At 40.6% G+C, this 14,803-nt stretch carries 15 protein-coding genes; 10 read left to right on the top strand and 5 right to left on the bottom strand.

The window, feature by feature from the left end; genetic code table 11:
- Nucleotides 1–42: 42 nt before the first annotated feature.
- The 4 genes from thyX to ID47_RS09600 all read left to right on the top strand — a co-directional run bounded on the left by thyX (nucleotide 43) and on the right by ID47_RS09600 (nucleotide 4,033).
- Complete coding sequence (thyX, locus tag ID47_RS09615) at nucleotides 43–984, top strand: FAD-dependent thymidylate synthase (RefSeq protein ID WP_038465995.1); 942 nt, start codon at nucleotides 43–45, stop codon at nucleotides 982–984.
- On the top strand, nucleotides 984–2,231 hold the full coding sequence (locus tag ID47_RS09610; protein ID WP_051908814.1) for a 3-deoxy-D-manno-octulosonic acid transferase: 1,248 nt from the start codon (nucleotides 984–986) through the stop codon (nucleotides 2,229–2,231). The genes thyX and ID47_RS09610 overlap by 1 nt, the downstream gene beginning before the upstream one ends.
- A complete protein-coding gene (lpxK, locus tag ID47_RS09605; protein ID WP_038465993.1) occupies nucleotides 2,228–3,175 on the top strand; it encodes a tetraacyldisaccharide 4'-kinase in 948 nt (315 codons plus the stop codon). Before ID47_RS09610 ends, lpxK begins: the two co-directional genes overlap by 4 nt.
- Before the next feature lie 63 nt (nucleotides 3,176–3,238).
- Nucleotides 3,239–4,033, top strand: a complete 795-nt coding sequence (locus tag ID47_RS09600) for an aldolase/citrate lyase family protein (protein WP_038465990.1) — start codon at nucleotides 3,239–3,241, stop codon at nucleotides 4,031–4,033.
- 20 nt (nucleotides 4,034–4,053) lie between these two features.
- Here ID47_RS09600 and ID47_RS12055 read toward each other — a convergent pair whose 3' ends face one another.
- Genes ID47_RS12055 through ID47_RS09585 form a run of 3 tightly spaced genes read right to left on the bottom strand, consistent with a single transcriptional unit; the run spans nucleotide 4,054 to nucleotide 6,473 of the window.
- Nucleotides 4,054–4,557, bottom strand: a complete 504-nt coding sequence (locus ID47_RS12055) for a Smr/MutS family protein (RefSeq protein ID WP_051908813.1) — start codon at nucleotides 4,555–4,557, stop codon at nucleotides 4,054–4,056.
- Between the two features lie 5 nt (nucleotides 4,558–4,562).
- Entirely contained in the window at nucleotides 4,563–5,789 is a 1,227-nt protein-coding gene (mltA, locus tag ID47_RS09590) for a murein transglycosylase A (protein ID WP_051908812.1), read from the bottom strand.
- Between the two features lie 27 nt (nucleotides 5,790–5,816).
- A complete protein-coding gene (locus tag ID47_RS09585; RefSeq protein ID WP_198022287.1) occupies nucleotides 5,817–6,473 on the bottom strand; it encodes a Tim44/TimA family putative adaptor protein in 657 nt (218 codons plus the stop codon).
- Between the two features lie 122 nt (nucleotides 6,474–6,595).
- Here ID47_RS09585 and secB point away from each other — a divergent pair, with 122 nt between their 5' ends.
- The 3 genes from secB to ID47_RS09570 all read left to right on the top strand — a co-directional run bounded on the left by secB (nucleotide 6,596) and on the right by ID47_RS09570 (nucleotide 9,747).
- Nucleotides 6,596–7,060 carry a protein-export chaperone SecB gene (gene secB, locus ID47_RS09580; protein WP_038465986.1) on the top strand — a complete coding sequence of 155 codons (465 nt, stop codon included), beginning with the start codon at nucleotides 6,596–6,598 and terminating at the stop codon, nucleotides 7,058–7,060.
- 114 nt (nucleotides 7,061–7,174) lie between these two features.
- The gene (locus ID47_RS09575; protein WP_038465982.1) at nucleotides 7,175–8,392 is read left to right on the top strand and encodes a multidrug effflux MFS transporter; all 1,218 of its coding nucleotides are present in this window, start codon (nucleotides 7,175–7,177) and stop codon (nucleotides 8,390–8,392) included.
- A gap of 11 nt (nucleotides 8,393–8,403) precedes the next feature.
- On the top strand, nucleotides 8,404–9,747 hold the full coding sequence (locus tag ID47_RS09570) for an amino acid permease (protein ID WP_038465979.1): 1,344 nt from the start codon (nucleotides 8,404–8,406) through the stop codon (nucleotides 9,745–9,747).
- Here the strand turns inward: ID47_RS09570 and ID47_RS09565 are convergent.
- Nucleotides 9,723–10,979 (bottom strand): multidrug effflux MFS transporter, encoded by a 1,257-nt coding sequence (locus ID47_RS09565; RefSeq protein WP_420887374.1) that lies wholly within the window; start codon nucleotides 10,977–10,979, stop codon nucleotides 9,723–9,725. The genes ID47_RS09570 and ID47_RS09565 overlap by 25 nt on opposite strands.
- A gap of 513 nt (nucleotides 10,980–11,492) precedes the next feature.
- Between ID47_RS09565 and ID47_RS09560 the strand changes: the two genes are divergently transcribed.
- On the top strand, nucleotides 11,493–12,005 hold the full coding sequence (locus ID47_RS09560) for a hypothetical protein (protein WP_038465974.1): 513 nt from the start codon (nucleotides 11,493–11,495) through the stop codon (nucleotides 12,003–12,005).
- A 230-nt stretch (nucleotides 12,006–12,235) separates the two neighbouring features.
- On the opposite strand, the gene ID47_RS13040 is transcribed toward ID47_RS09560, so the two are convergent.
- Nucleotides 12,236–12,721 (bottom strand): hypothetical protein, encoded by a 486-nt coding sequence (locus tag ID47_RS13040; RefSeq protein ID WP_198022286.1) that lies wholly within the window; start codon nucleotides 12,719–12,721, stop codon nucleotides 12,236–12,238.
- Between ID47_RS13040 and ID47_RS13035 the strand changes: the two genes are divergently transcribed.
- Both ID47_RS13035 and ID47_RS09550 read left to right on the top strand, forming a co-directional pair.
- On the top strand, nucleotides 12,679–13,554 hold the full coding sequence (locus ID47_RS13035; protein ID WP_156956730.1) for a hypothetical protein: 876 nt from the start codon (nucleotides 12,679–12,681) through the stop codon (nucleotides 13,552–13,554). The genes ID47_RS13040 and ID47_RS13035 overlap by 43 nt on opposite strands.
- A gap of 347 nt (nucleotides 13,555–13,901) precedes the next feature.
- A complete protein-coding gene (locus tag ID47_RS09550) occupies nucleotides 13,902–14,801 on the top strand; it encodes an endonuclease/exonuclease/phosphatase family protein (protein ID WP_038465969.1) in 900 nt (299 codons plus the stop codon).
- Nucleotides 14,802–14,803: the final 2 nt, after the last annotated feature.

The raw sequence follows: 14,803 nt of genomic DNA, 5'->3' as shown, positions 1-14,803 counted from the left end.
ATTAATAGGTCAACTGTAAATTAATCAACGAGTGAGTCACCCATGGTATTGAATGCTTTACAAGAACAAGAAATTTTAAACCAACAAAAGGAAACTTTTCAAACACGGCGGGCGACTGTTCCAGCGTTAGAGGAAATTCTTTTTGATGCAATTCCCCTATTGGACCATGGCTTTATCCGTGTCGTTGATTATATGGGAGATGATTCTGCAGTTGTTCAAGCTGCCCGAGTTTCCTATGGTAAGGGGACAAAGAAAGTCAGCGAGGATCAAGGATTGATCAATTATTTGATGCGCCATCGTCATTCGACTCCGTTTGAAATGTGTGAAATTAAATTTCATGTTAAGCTGCCAATTTTTGTGGCGCGTCAGTGGATTCGCCATCGGACGGCAAATGTGAATGAATATTCAGCTCGTTATTCAATTATGGATAAAGAATTTTACATTCCAAGGTCAGAACATATGGCGGCTCAATCTAAAATTAATCACCAAGGTCGCGGTGAGGTGTTGGAAGAGGCAAGAGCAGAAAAAATTATGCAGCTTTTAAAAGACGATGCATTGCGTGCCTATGATCATTATCAACTGATGCTGAATGAAACTGAAACAGGTGATAAGATTGATGACAATGAAGATGGTTTAGCGCGAGAGCTAGCTCGTATGAATTTACCTGTCAATTTCTATACTCAATGGTATTGGAAGATTGACCTTCACAACTTCATGCATTTCTTATCATTGCGGGCAGATCCTCATGCTCAATATGAAATCCGTGTCTATGCAGAAGCGATGCTTGATGTCATGAAAAAGTGGGTTCCCGCCACTTATCAAGCTTTCATGGATTACCGCATGGGGGCTGCTTATTTGTCCTCAAAGGGACTGTCAGTTATTCAAGCTTTGCTAGCCGGCCGCAACTTGACACGTGAAGAATCAGGGATGAGCCTGCGGGAATGGCGTGAACTTGAAAGTGTTTTGCAGATAAAACTTCCATAATGTTGCGACTTTATCGTTTTATAGCTCAATTCCTGACCCCCTTGCTGAAAGCGCATTTAAAACGCCGCTTAAAGCAAGGCAAGGAAGACCCAACACGGTTGTATGAACGTTTTGGGGGGGCATCCTTGCCCCGGCCCCAAGGAAAACTGCTTTGGATCCATGCAGCAAGCGTTGGGGAATCTGTCTCAGTTTTGCAACTGATTAAGGATTTAAGACACAAGCATCCTGACATTTCTATTCTTCTAACCACAGGCACAGTGACGTCGGCTCGCTTGATGGCTCAGCGGTTACCCCCTGAGGTGATTCATCACTATATTCCCTTAGATGTTCCACAATGGATTAATCGATTTCTAAACCATTGGCAACCCAACGAAGTTATTTTTCTTGAATCAGAGCTATGGCCCAATATTTTGCAAGCTGTGAAAAAAAGATCCATTCCTTTGATGCTGTTGAATGCAAGCTTGTCAGAAAAAAGCTATCGACGCTGGCGCCTGGCAAGATCGGTCGCGACAGAGATTTTTTCTTATTTTGATCGAATCCTAACACCAAGCCTTGATACAGCTATCCGTTTAAAAGGTTTGAGTGTCGAAACAGTTGAACTCACAACCAATCTTAAATTTACAGCAACTTCTTTACCCGTTAACCAAGAAGAGTTAGCTCGCTTACAACGTCAGATAACGCGGCCTCTTTTTGCGGCTGTCAGCACTCATTCAGGGGAAGAAGAAAAAATCATCCAGGCTTATCTAATACTTAAACAAAAATACCCAGAGCTCTTGCTTATTCTTGCTCCCCGCCACCCCAGTCGAGCTGAAGAAATTCTTAAAATGTTAGAGGAGACTGGCTTAGCTACCGCCCGACGCAGTTTAGAGGAGATTCCTACCCCAAAGCACCACGTATGGCTTATTGATACAATTGGTGACCTTGGGTTGATTTACTCTCTAGCACCGTTTTGTTTTCTAGGGGGCTCGTTGGTTCCCATTGGTGGGCATAATGCTATTGAACCATTTGCCCTCAATTGTTTGGTAATCCAAGGAAATCAAACTTTTAAATCTAACCATATTAATTTAATTCTGGCACCGGTTCTGGTGACCGTAAATACCGCAGAGGATCTTGTGGCTGCTGTTGATACTTACCTGCAGCATCCCGAAAAATTCCTTCCTCTCCAGCAACAAGCTCAAGCTATTCTGACAGAACAACGTCAAGGCTTCCATGAGATTATAGATAAAATTATGGAGTCGATGCAGTGACCTTAAAGGCCCCTCAGTTTTGGCGTCAAGAGGGATTGCTGAGCCTTCTGTTATCGCCTCTTGGTTGGTTGTATGGTCAGATTGTGGCATGGCGCTTGAGGGGGGCTAAAAACAAGGTTAGAGTACCTGTCATTTGTGTTGGAAATTTAACACTGGGTGGATCGGGTAAAACCCCCACAGTGATTGCACTAGCTCAAGAATTTCAGCGATTAGGGCATACTCCCCATGTTTTAAGTCGAGGTTATGGCGGGAAAAGCTACCAAGCTTTGAAGGTTGATACGGGGCACCATACGGCGGCTGAAGTGGGGGATGAGGCCTTCCTTTTGGCTGAGATTGCCCCCACATGGGTGGGTGCCAATCGATATCGATCGGCTCAGGCGGCTATAAATGCAGGCGCAACGATGCTCATTATGGATGATGGGTTGCAAAACCCGACTTTACATCAAGATTTTAAAATTGCTGTTTTTGATGGACAAATTCCCTTAATCAATAAAAAAATTTTCCCAGCCGGGCCGCTGCGTGAGGATTTTTCGAAAGGGCTACAGCGAATTGACCACCTGTTATTACTTAATTTTACAGGTTGCCCTGTTTGGGCTGGTCAATTGCCTTATACGCTAGCAACTACCATTTCTGAGCAGATACCAACACAAGATCGTTATTTGGCTTTTGCGGGGATCGGATATCCTGAAAAGTTTTTTAAGCTTTTGGAAAAAAAGGGTTTTAACATTATTGAAACTTATTCTTTTGCGGATCATCATCCCTATTCCCTGGAAGATATAAACAAATTGACCCAAAAAGCCAAGAAGATGAAAGCCCAGCTGATTACAACAGAAAAAGACTTGGTTAAAATTCCAAAAAGTGCTAAAAAAAATATTCAGCCTTTAAAAATCCGCTTAGAGGCTGACCTAACTGAAATAGTTAATAAAGTGTTAAAATTTTTTTAACCATTTGTTAACCAAAATTGAAAAATAATTAATTATAACCGTCAAAACTGTTTTGGTCAGACTATGAATATCCTCGAAAAAGAAATGTTATCCCTATTAAAAAATGGTAAGAATACGTTTGGATTCACGCACGTTCGGGCTGAATTTGAATCTGAAGGGATTCGGGATGATGAACTTTTCCGATTGGTTGAATTAGCATTTCGCGCTGATTTGAATTTGATTATTAAAGTGGGGGGCTGTGAGGCTATGACTGACCTCTTGAAGGCCAAACAAGTGGGCGCCTCTACGATTATTGCGCCGATGATCGAATCTTCTTACGCTGTTTGTAAATTTATTCAATCGGCAGATCGAGTTTATTCAGAACAAGAACGCTCAGATATGGAATTATTTATCAATATTGAAACGATTCAGGGATATGAACAGCGCGAAGCGATCACTGAAAAAATTGTTAAACATAATTTAAAAGGGATTGTGTTTGGGCGCGTTGATTTTTGTGGCTCTTTGGGAATGAGTCGTCGGGATGTTAATAAGCCAGAAATCACGCGACGAATTAAAGATGTGGCCAGCCTTTGTCAAGCTAAAAACCTGCAATTCGCGGTTGGTGGTGGTATCGATGCAGAAAGCGTTCCAACACTCCGAGACATTTCAGCTTCCTATCTCAATCGGTATGAAACCCGCAAAGTTGTCTTTGATGTTTCCACTTTGTCTCATAGTTTGGCACAACAAGGCCTTATTGAAGCGTCTCGTTTTGAATTGCTGTGGCTTAGAAACAAATGCAACTACTATAAAATGATTAGCGCAGAAGACCAAAATCGTCTGAAAATGTTAGAACGACGGATCATCTCATTGGCTGCTTGAAAAAACTGGATGAAAGAAGATTAATTCTGACGGGGTTTATTACTCTTAACCCGAACATAATAGGCCCCTTGTCCTCCATGTTGATCTTTTGCATTGCTGTAGCCGGTTGCTAGCGACATTTCTTCTAGCCATTGAGGGAGCAGCTTTTTCAGGGTATGTGGATTATCGGGGTGCCCTTTACCAGTAATAACAAGAACCCAGGTTAGTTGATCATGGTGTGCCAGGGCGATAAATTTTTGAAGACGTTGGTGAGCTTCTTCACGCGTCATACCGTGTAAATCAAGTCGTGCCTCCAAAATAACCTTGCCCACTTTATGAAGTTTCTTCGTTTCATTATGCCAGTGTGCTTCTGCAGATATGGGGTGACTATGGCGGTCAAAATATTCTCGTAGACGGATTTTGTTAATTTTTACAGCGTCCACGGGTTGTGACGGCCTTTCAAGATGGGGCGGGCGATGTTTAAGGGGTTTTATCCCCTTAATCAGTTCTTGCCATAAATGGCTATCTTTAGGTGGATTTTTCATGTCGTCTATCGGGGAAGGAGAACGTATAAATGACCTTTGGCATTCATTGCTCCCGCGTAAGTTGCGGCCGCACTACCACTTCCCCAGAAGTAGTCTCCACGAACAGCACCTTTAATAGCGCCGCCGGTATCTTGAGCCACCATCAGTTTTTTGAGATAAGGTTTATGATGATCGGGATGAGTTGCATGGAGCCACACAGGCGTCCCTAAGCTGATAAATGATCGATCAATGGCCATGCTACGGTGCGGTGTTAAAGGAACGCCATGGCTGCCGATTGGGCCGCCTGGGGTGTTATTGATCTTGAAAAAGACATAGGATTGATTTTGCGACATAATCGATTCAGCTTGACGAGGATGAGCATGGAGCCATTTTTTAATGCTTTGCATAGTAACATGTCCATGTTGCAAGGCACCTTTATCTAATAAAGCCTTACCAATTGGAAAGTACGGATAGCCATTTTGACCAGCATAGCCAAGTTTTATTTCACGACCGTTGTCTAATCGAATCCGTCCCGATCCTTGGACTTGGAGGAAAAAAGCTTCGACGGGATCATCCACCCACACCAACTCTAGCCCCCGCCCCTTTAAAGCACCCTTGACGATTCTGGACCTTGGAATTTTATAGTTAATGCCTTTACCTGGCATTTTATACAAAGGGGTTTGATATTTGCCATGGCGCCTTAATGATCCATTTAAAATTGGTTCATAATAGCCTGTAAAAACCCCCTCAGTATTGCCAGACGCTGCAATTTGATAAGGAGAGATATGTGTCTCTAGGAAACCGCGCAGTTGTTTATGGGATTTGAAGTTATTTGATTGTAATTTTTTACAGAACCCAAACCAATCGCCAGCCCGCCCACTACCATCTGCCTGGGTGACCATAGGTGCCCCAGGCGATTTTTTTAGAATGACCTGACAAGATTTGTGAAGCGCTGGCAATGCCAGTAATTGCTTGTCTTCTTCCCATCCGGGTAAGGACGAAAATGATACGGGGGTTAATTCACGTTCAATTTTAGGGGCACAGCCTGTAAGGAGTAAGGCGATTCCATACCCCAATAAGCTGAAAAGGTTGGCCTTGATGCTCCTTTTTCTAGCCATCTTTTCCCCCGTCCTTCCTTCTTTGACGGAACGCGCTCGTGGTATCGAAAAACCATCAGAGATCTGACCAAATCGGCAAGCTAAAATTCCGGCAGCTCCAGGTTGCTTGGATATCAAGAAAATATTTTTATTCATAAGGATCTCTGATCTATAAGATGGACTTTAAGCGTTTTGGGTGCGGCTTAAATACCAATTGGGCTCATTAGACCCAATCATGCGGGTGAACGTCCAAATTTCAGTGACTGGGATACTTATTTGTGCCTGATTTTCAATAATCTCACCAGCAGAATTTTTTGTCACCATGACCTGCCGAGTCCGGAATCGAACTGTTATGAGGATATCTTCACCATGGATTTCAATAGCATCCACATCAACGCGATCAAACCGCTCAATTTTGACTTCATAGGATTCACCACGACGCTGACGCTCCTCAACTTCTTTGGCGAAGGCATCGTAAACTTTCGGCAATAAAAGCAATTTGAGGGTTTCTAGCTCTCCCTTTGCAAAAGCTTCAGAAACCATTTCATAGGCTCCTTTTGCTCCCTTAAGAAAGTGAGAGAAATTAAAGCTTGGATCGCGTTCTCTCAGAATTCGCAGAGCTTCACGCACCCCTGATTTTAAGTCTTTTTCTTCAATCTCGCTTACTCGTTCTTTACTGTGGCGATTCGGTAATGGAATCACATTATCTTCAATCATAGCTTCAAATTGGCGCTTTTTTTGTTCACGCCGTTCTTTGTCCGCTTCATTTTCTTGGCCCAAAACGGACCATAATCGATAAAAGATATAAGCGGACAACAGTGCAAAAAATATTAATTCCAATAGGGGACCCACTTGTTTATGCCTCAAAATACCACACTTAAGTATATATTATAGTAGACGACGTTGACTTGCAATTGGTAGACTCTAGATCAGAAACTTAATAATTTTAGGAGATTCCTGTTATGACTCAACTAAATTCTGCAGCTCCAGCTGCATCAACAACAGTTCGCGCTCAGTACATTCGCGATTTATCTTTCGAAAATCCAAATCCTTTGGCAATTTTCACCAGTGAAAGCCAAGACCAACCAGAAATTTCGGTTGGTATTCAAGCCAAAGCCCAAAACCTTGGGGAGAGAAACTTTGAACTTGTCATCGATTTTAATGTCGAAGCGAAACGGGGTAAGGATACGATGTTCATCGTTGAATTAAGCTATGGTGCCGTTGTAACAGTTGATGAATCTGTTGAGGAAGAGGTGGTTCAGCATGCTGTTATGGTTGATGCAGCGCACTTATTGTTCCCCTTTGCCCGTAACATAATTGCAGACATGACCCGAGACGGGGGTTATCCACCGTTGATGCTGGCACCCATTGATTTCAATAATTTGTATCAACAACAAGCCCAACAAGCCTCAACTGCTGTGAATTAATAACTCAAAGGGGCAGAAATTCTGCCCTTTTTTTAGGTATATCGCGCGCTTCATAAGGAGCTAATTTTTTTTGCGTTTTCTTAAATTAAATATGGTTAATACCATCTTCGAAAAATGACGACCTTATCTAATAAAAATATTTACATTTTGCCAATTATTCTTGTGCTGGCGACAATAGTTTTCGAAATGTCATCCGATCTCTATTTACCAAGTCTTCCCGAAATGTCGATTTTCTATAATGTTCCCCATCACACAATCGTCATGACAATTAGTATTTACATGATTGGTTTTTCTTTAATGGGGTTGGTGGGGGGGGCCTTATCGGATAGTTTAGGGCGAAAATCCGTTTTTATGCTGGGAATGGGAATTTTTGTTATCGGTAGTGTTTGCTGTTATTTTGCTGTCGATGTTTATTTTCTCATTCTTTCTCGATTAGTCCAAGGCATGGGGGCGGGAATCAGTTATGTGATCTCGACAGCGATGATTAAGGATAGTTTTTCGGATCATTTGTGTTCACGTCTTTTTTCTTTGATGGGAACAGCTATTGCCTTATCCCCAACGATTGCTCCCATCATTGGCAGTAAAATCAGTGCCTGGTGGGGATGGGAGTTTAACTTTAAGATTATTCTGTGGGCGGCTGTTCTAACCTACATTATTTGCCGTATTGGTTTGGTGGAAACTCTTGAAAAATCTAAAAGAAACGCTGTCAACTTTAAAGCCACTTTAAAATCCTATGGTCATCTCTTTTCTAGCCGTCAAACATGTGGGTACGCCTTTATTTCTGGCATGACTTATGGTTCCTTGTGGGCCTGGATTGCTGTCGCCCCTTTTTTCTTTATTGAAGTTTTGGGAATTTCCACAGAAAACTATGCCTATTACGCTACTATTGGTCCTCTCTCCTATATGATGGGGGCTATTTTAAATCAATCTCTTGTCATGCGCTTGGGGATTGATAAAATGTTGAGGATGGGGCTGGTGATTATTACAGTAGGAAGTTTTTATTTAAACGTTATCAGCTTCAGCAACAGTTTGAATAAAATAGGATTGATCATCGGACTCGTTTTGTTCTGCGTCGGTCTTGCCCCTGTGTTTTCCAATGCTGCCACTCGGAGTTTGGATGTGCTACCTCATCAGCGAGGAGCAGCTTCTGCTGTTCTGGGGTTGGTTGAAATGGTCCTGGCTGCTGCTTATGCTTATATTGCGAGTTGGTTTAATAACGGCAGCATGCGAACAGCAACGGTGATGATGGCTGGGAGTGCCCTTTTATGTATTCTGCTATACATTTGGATTCAACAAAGTATAAAATATTCACATAAGACATCAGCAAGGTAATTCATTAATTCATGACCGCACCCTCCTCCCCCGCTCGAGTGTTTGGCTTTTGGACTGCAACTTCTTTAGTTCTTGGTAACATGATTGGTTCAGGTATTTTTTATTTGCCAGCCTCTTTGGCGCATGTGGGACCTATTAGTATTCTTGGATGGGCGATAACGGCTGTCGGCGCTGTCAGTTTAGCCTATGTTTTTTCTAACTTATCTCTTCACAATCCTCAAGCAGGCGGGCCGTTCAGTCATACCCGTCAAGCCTTTGGTGATCAGATGGGTTTTTTTATGGCGTGGGGATATTGGATCATGGCCTGGTCAAGTAATGCTGCCGTTTCCCTTGCCTTCGTCAGCTATTTATCTCACTTTGTGCCCATTTTAGCTGAATCAAAAATAGCCAGTTTTGGGATGGCAACCTGTTTAATTTGGTTTACGACTCTCTTGAATTGTCGTAATTTAAAATACGGTGGTTTTGTTCAAGTTTTAACAGTTATTATCAAAATCTCCCCGTTAATCGCTGTTGCTTTAGTTGGGTGGTACTTCATCGAACCGCAAAATTATGTTCCTTTTAATCCTAATTTTGAAACCCCTTTAAGTGCTATTAGTGCAGCGGCTACCATTACAATGTGGGCTTTTATTGGACTCGAATCAGCAACAGTACCAGCTGAAAATGTTGAAAACCCGGGAAAAACCATCTCCAGAGCAACCCTGTTTGGAACATTGCTCGGGGCTTTAATTTATATTACAATTACTGCGGTGGTTTTTGGTCTGGTCCCGACTAATGAGCTTGCGAACTCAAATGCTCCGTTTGTCGATGCCGCCTCAAAAATTTTTGGTAGTTGGGTCGGGCCTATTATTGGTTTTTGTGTGCTAACATCCATATTTGGGGGGTTAAATGGTTGGATACTTTTGCAAGGTCAAATCCCCTATGCGCTGGCTAAGGAAGGGTTGTTCCCCAAAGTTTTTAGTAAATTGTCAGCCAATGGAACCCCTGTTTTTGGTCTCGTATTTACCAGTATTCTGATGACTGTGTTAATGTCTATGAATTATAGTAAATCGTTAGTTTCTCAGTTCAACAATATGATTCTGATTGGAACAATTATGACATTGGGAACATATTTATCGTCAACTATAGCGTCCGTCAAACTGCTAAAGCATTCCTACATCGTCAAATTAAAGCCACCGATCCTTATTGCTATTTTCTTAGGGAGTACCTATTGCGTTTGGGCTATTCTCGGGTCTGGCCTGGAGAACCTGGCGATTTGCTTTATCGCCTATGTCTGCGGTATCCCCGTGTACATTTATAGCCGCTGGGAACACCGCAGAATAAATCGTCGCGGCTATACGGTTACCTCGCCTCGCTGACGGAGCAGGGTTAAATAAACGCCGACCATTGTTACTGATAGAGCTAAAAAGAATAATGGCATTGGCAGCAATGTGTCATTATGGAAGAGACCCATTAAGAAGGTGGTCGCAGAAATAATAACATAATACATGAATCCAAACAAAGCAGAGGCGGTGCCTAGGATGGATTGATAATGCTCTAAAGCCATACTCAGGCTGCTGAGGATCGTCAGGTTAATGCCCATCATAATCATCACCATAGCCCCTAGAGTTATCGCAATAATCAATTCTTTAGTATTACCGAGAGTTAAGGTTGATCCTGCTAAAATGATGGTTCCTAGAAAAATGAGGACTAAGCCATATTCCATAATCTGAAAACCAGAGAAAATTTTAAAGAGACGGCGTCCTATTAATCCTCCGACCGCAGCTGCCATCGCTAATAAGATAAAAGTTAAGCCATACTGAGAAGGAGTTAACCCTAGCATATCAATCATGTAAAAGGGAGCTTCAGCATAATAGCTAAAGATGATCCCATTCCCTAAGCCGACGAGACAACAAAAACCCATGACTCGCTTGTCTTTTATTAATGTTTCCCAAGTTGTTAAAATTGAAACATCTTTTTTACCTTTGGTTAGATTAGTCTCAGGTAGTTTGATCCAACAGAGTGTCAGAATTAAGAAGCCGGCCCCTAAAAGAACCAAGAAAATAGAAGACCAGTCAAATTTCTGACTAATCATCCCCCCAATAATAGGGCCAATGGCTGGAGCTAAGGATAAAGCACTTCCAATGGTGGCAAAAACATGCCCACGCTCGCTTGCAGCAAATGCTTCACGGCAAATAGCTTGTCCCAGCACACTGCCTGTACTGCCTCCTAAAGCTTGTACAAATCGTGCTAGCATTAAGGCTTCAATTGAGGTGGATAGATAACATCCTAAACAGCCCACACAATAAATCAGTAAGCCACTTAATAAGCAGGGTTTACGGCCGAGTCGATCGGAAATATAACCCCATAAAATGGTGCCTACTGCAAATCCAACGAGATAAATAGTTAGAGTAAATTCTACCCAATGCTCTTCCACCCTTAGCGCTTGGGCAATCTGCGGCAAAGCAGGACTATAAACGGTTTCTGAAAGTTGGGGTAACCCGATGATAAATACCAGCAACCACAGGGCTGGTGCTTTTAAATTCAACATGATAAGAATCCTGTTCGTTAAATATGATACAGTATCTGCTTTATTATGCTTATAAAGCAGGCTTTAACTGCTGTAGAGGAGAAAAACGGCGGTATCTATCGAACAGCGAGGATAATTTTCATGGGACTAACTTCTTTTTTTAAAGATTTTCTTAATCTCTCGTAAAGTTATCACAAAGTTTCAATTTATTGGGAGAAAATAATGAAATTTTTTTACAGTTGATTAGCCTTATATCGTGATAAAAAGATTAATATCGTGATAAAAAGATTAAAAAATCCTACTGTTTTTCTAAAGCATAATGATACTTTTTGTTTAAGAGAAAAGAATTTGAGGTTAACTCAAACTAACGAGAGGGTAGCGATTACTTCTTAGGGGGTAAGGATTTTAGGGATTGAAGCTAATCCTGTTTGCTTCTTAAGAACTGTGCCCCTAGAAATTTTAAAAAAGTATTCCATTACTTTTAGGAAAGATCTCATTCTCAAAATATTTTTTTATCGCTTGAAAAAATAGCAGATTATTACCACTTAAGATTTACCAGGTATTATTTTTACTCAAAACTCTGAAAGGAAACGCATGACAATAATAAAAACAAAATTCCTTTATATGTTATCTTTTTTGATTTTATCGACAGGTACTTCATCCATTTGTATAGGAATGGAGGCTCCTCATTTAGACGATAATAGAAATAGGGGACCAGAGGCCCAAGGGATATTTGAATCCCCAGAAATTCGAAAGAAAAACCAAGCACTGCTTTTATCCTTATTTGATCAACTTCCTGAAGAAGCGAGTGTTTTACGAAATCAGCAGCTAGAGACTTATCCTGAAATAGCTAGCGACTATTTAAGGGGTTTTAATCCAGAATTAATGCATATTAAGGAATTTAAGCAATATTGTATAGAACCTCTAAAACTTATAATAAATATCCCTGATTCAATAAATAAAATTAGTCCAGAAATATTAAGTACGAATATAAATGAGATTGAGGGTAAATTTACTAAAAGTTTTATTTATTTGATGAATTTATTAGACGATAGCCAAAAAAAATCACGTTTAACAACTGCTTTTTCTAAAACTTTTTTTTATTAGTGTGGTAAGTTTTTGTCGGAAAAATGTATATGGGTACAAGAAGAATGAGTATTTTCCAGCTAAAATATGGCCTTTAAAAATAGAAGGAAGTATTATGCTATTTGCTAAGTTCCTTTTGGGAAATGACACCCTAAATTTATTCTACGAGTATATTTTTACTAGGGGTATAACAAGAAAAACCTTTAACAATAGAGAATATTTTAATTATCTAGATGAGCTTCAAGAATATTTTAACTCTGTATTTGATATGAGAGAAGAGTATGGACGATCAAAAAGAAAACGGTTAAAAGCTGAACATGTAGAAAAGGGCCATGTAGAAAATAAAAGACCAAGGGTAGAGATTGTTCCCCCACCTCCTCAGCCACACGGTAATCACGAAATACCACAACTACCAAACAGCGGTAAGAATAATTTTTTTGCTGATGTAATGCAAAAAGTGGCTCAGGGAATAATGGAGAATTTTCAGCTTGCTGCCCAGAATAATCGCCCCATCCCACCCGCTGAGGGAGTTGCTCAACAAGTTCCAAAGCCGTGGGTACCTCAACCAATACCTCAAGCGGCACCGAACCCAGTTGTCCCTCCACCCATAGCCTTTCAAAGGGCCCCCTTTCCTCTACCACCGCAACAAAGAGTCTTTCAAGGTGATCCGCAGCCCTTTGGACCCCAAAGACAAATGGTAATACCAGAAAAGTTGCAAACGGGCCGAGGCGATACATATTTTAAAAATGATAGAGGTGCTATTTTTTATGGAGATCCAACAAAAGCTAGCGCTGCAACGAACGAACAACGCCAAAAACTCGCCGAAATTCTTAATCAACTTTTTGCCTTGCGTTTTAATCAACTGATTAGCGAGGAAAATTTCAAAATTGCTTCTGCTGTTTTAGACGTTATTGGAACGGGCATAAAAGAAAACTTCCAAATTTGTAGTGATCTTTTCGTCAAGTTTTCAAAAAATTATCAAAATTATATACAGTATAGTTTTGATCCTCGCGTTGTTATCCATTGTGAACAATCTGATATGTTTGTCCAAGACCGGCTCCCTGCTATTTATAATACTTTGATGCTGGCTTACAATTTTGCAGTGGAAAATAATATTCTTCAGGATTTTTTTAGTCATGCATTTTTGGATAATTTATCTGGTTTTGGCTGTCTTGACGGAGCTCAGAAAATTTTAGTGAACTGGCTCGAAGCGAATATAGAAAAAATTGAAAGGGCTCAAAATAAAGACATTCAAGAAACAGCTCTAACAGATAGCTCAATTTTTCAAACATTTGCGGAAGTCATTAATGAATTAAAAACTAAAACTATAATTAGTGGCTTCGGTAACTTAACTTATAACCAATTTCTAGAAAAATTAAAATTAGAGGAAAACTTCCAAGATTTAGGAAAAGAAAGACAAAATATAAAAATCATGAATGCTGAGGAAATTTTCTATGATGAATTAAAAGATCCTATTAAAGATAGCGTTCTGGCAAAACTGATTAGTTTAAAATATAAGGTTAAAATGGAAGATATAGACAGATGTTGGACTATCTTCAGAGGAGAATGAGGGGCGCTTTCCCTCTTCCCCCTTTGAAAGCAGGCGGATTTAGTCGTCCTGGATTTCTAAGTAGTATCAAAATTAGGGGTCCGATTAGAAAGTAGCTAATCTTCTTATCAGGAAAGATCAAGATCTTTTAAACTTAGCCTTCTGAGGGGAGGCGAGGCAGGCTTCTCGGCTACGATGGCCTATATCCAGCTTCAATAAGGAACCCCCCTAGTAATACCCTTTTTGGGGAATCGGCCTTTATTTTCTTAAGAACTTAGAAACTAGCAGAATTAACTTTAAGAAATGTATTGAAAATTTTGTGAGAGCATCATAAATATTTGATATATCAGCTAAGAATATTTTCCGAAGTGGACATTGAAATCGTGGACGTGGGGCGACTCTTATTACTTTTAGACCAACTAAGGTTGCCTATTCTTGTTGCAGTTGGCGTTCTTTTCGTCCTTTTATTAATTGTCCAAGCTCGCCTCCGCTACTGGATTTTTCTATCGGCCTTTTTGGTGGCTATTGTTAGCCCCCTCCTTCCTCATTGGCATCCCACGTTAGATGAATCTCAAGCTGTAACATTACCCTTGCGACTTATGCACCAAAATTGCTGGGGGGATAATCCTGATACGGATGCTATTTTTAAGCAAATTTGCATCGAAAATCCGGATATTGTTATGCTGCAAGAATGTACGCCTGCTTTGTATTGGCGCATTAGAAAGGAATTAGGATCCTTGGGGTATGCCTTATCCTCAGATTTTGAAAATTATGATCCCACGCATCATCATCGTTATAATCGATTAGTTATTTTGACAAAGGGGTTCAAAGTTTTGAAACGCTATAAGCTTAAGAATTATCCTGTTTTTGTGATCCATGCGCGTTCTTTCAAAACGGGTGAACTCTATCGCTTTGTCAGTGTTCATTTAGAACGGTGCTATAATATTGAAGAAAATTATTATCAAACGATTGCGGATCAATTAGGTGAGTTTAAGGGTAAAACTGTATTGTCGGGCGATTTTAACCTTGTACCATGGTCAAAATACTATATTAGTTTTTGTCAGATGTTAGGGTTAAAGGATGGCTTAAAAGGCCAAGGATTGATTGCCAGTTTTCCGGCTCCTCAGAACAAAAAAGCAACTTATAAAGCACCTGCATTTTTGCCTATTGATCGGTTATTAATATCCCCGACCATTAGCACAAACCGCGTGGATCGGCTTCCCTCTTTGGGATCCGATCATTACGGTTTTATTGCTCATATATCTTAAGC

Origin of the sequence: Candidatus Paracaedibacter acanthamoebae (assembly GCF_000742835.1) — a bacterium.
GTDB lineage: Bacteria > Pseudomonadota > Alphaproteobacteria > Paracaedibacterales > Paracaedibacteraceae > Paracaedibacter > Paracaedibacter acanthamoebae.
Note: the sequence above shows the minus strand (reverse complement) of the source record. Positions and strands in the feature narration are given on the sequence as shown.